The sequence below is a fragment of the Brachyspira catarrhinii genome, from assembly GCF_005518285.1.
Taxonomy (GTDB): domain Bacteria; phylum Spirochaetota; class Brachyspiria; order Brachyspirales; family Brachyspiraceae; genus Brachyspira; species Brachyspira catarrhinii.
Genome location: NZ_SJDU01000492.1, coordinates 1 through 1,471, shown reverse-complemented (window position 1 = coordinate 1,471; position 1,471 = coordinate 1). Strand labels below are relative to the sequence as shown.

The window sequence follows — 1,471 nt, the reverse complement described above, 5'->3', positions numbered from 1 at the left end:
TTTTTTATGTTTTCATTTTCTTTTATAAGATTTGATAATTTTTTTATATATTCAATATCTCTTTTTAATAAACTTCCAATACTCAAATCAAATAAAAATCCAGTATCTTCTCCAAATGCATCTCTAATTTCTTTTAAATCATTTAAATAATCAAGAAAGTTTTTTATATACTCAAAAAACTTTTTTCTGTATTCATCTATTTCATTTAAAGCCCACATTGTATATTGTTTATCTAATTCTTCTTTCCAGCTGTTTAGTACAGATTTTCTAATGGCATATATTTCATTATTATAATTGTCTTTATTAGAATTTGTTAATGAATTTATTTTAGAATAAAAAAACTCTGCATTTTTTTCTCCTGCAATAGTTTTATAGTTTTTAATATCTTTATAAAGAAAATCTGTATTATATTCATTTCCTTCAAAGCTATTATATGCTTCTTCATAGATTTTATACATTTCTTTGAATGGATTATCTTTTTCTAAATGATTTTCTAAATTTGTATTAAAATCATTTATTTTTCTTTTTATTTCTTTTTCTGCTTCATCATCGTATATTAAATGATTATAATTAAAAAAATGCTCTTTTATTAAATATTTTGTTTTTTTTATATTATCATTCATCATAAATAATTACCAATTTGAATTTAAATTGTCAATTAAATGCTCAATATCAATTTTTATAGATTTTAAATTTGATAAATATTCATTATTGTATAATATTTTAGAAATATAATTTTCATTTACAAAAACTGACTCAAAGTTTTTAAATATATTATTAGAATTATTTTCATATGAGTTTATTTCACTTTCTATATTATCAAGTAAGTCATGGCATATATTAATATAATCATTTCTTATATAAGAATCTATAGGTTTATAATCTCCTTTTTTAAATTTAATAGGTACATTTACATTTAATGATGATACATTATATCTTTGACTGTCTACAAAGCAATTATTATAATTATTAGTTTTTATCTGCAGTTTGTCAGTGCTTATAAATGTGCAGAATATATCATTTGCAGGAGTATAGTCATTTGTATATTTTAAATTGCTGTATTTATTATAATAGTTATTATAATTAATGCTTCTGTTATGTCCGTTATAAAATGCATTATAATCATAATTATTCATTAAAGGATTAAATGGAGTACTTGTATTTTTTTTATCAGCTTCAATATATAATTCTGTATTATATATGCTGCCGCTTATATTGTTGTATTTATTTCTATAAGAAACTGATATATAGAAATATTTTTTACCGTCAATTTCTATTTCATTATTATATTCATCTTCATAGCATATAGAGTTTTTATCTATATTAGTTTTTAATTCTTCTATTTCATTATAGATTTCATCATAATTAAACGTTTTATAAATATCATCATTAAAAAAACGCATTATAGAGTTTATTACTATTTTTTTCACTGCCTCAATATTTTCTTCAAGTGTCCATATACAATGAGATA

Annotated in this window: 2 pseudogenes; both read right to left on the bottom strand. The window is 19.9% G+C overall.

Features of this window, described 5'->3' with window-relative positions:
- Nucleotides 1–626, bottom strand: a pseudogene (locus tag EZH24_RS11760) (VWA domain-containing protein); the annotation flags it as partial.
- Nucleotides 627–632: 6 nt separating this feature from the next.
- Nucleotides 633–1,471: pseudogene (locus tag EZH24_RS11755) on the bottom strand (AAA family ATPase); the annotation flags it as partial.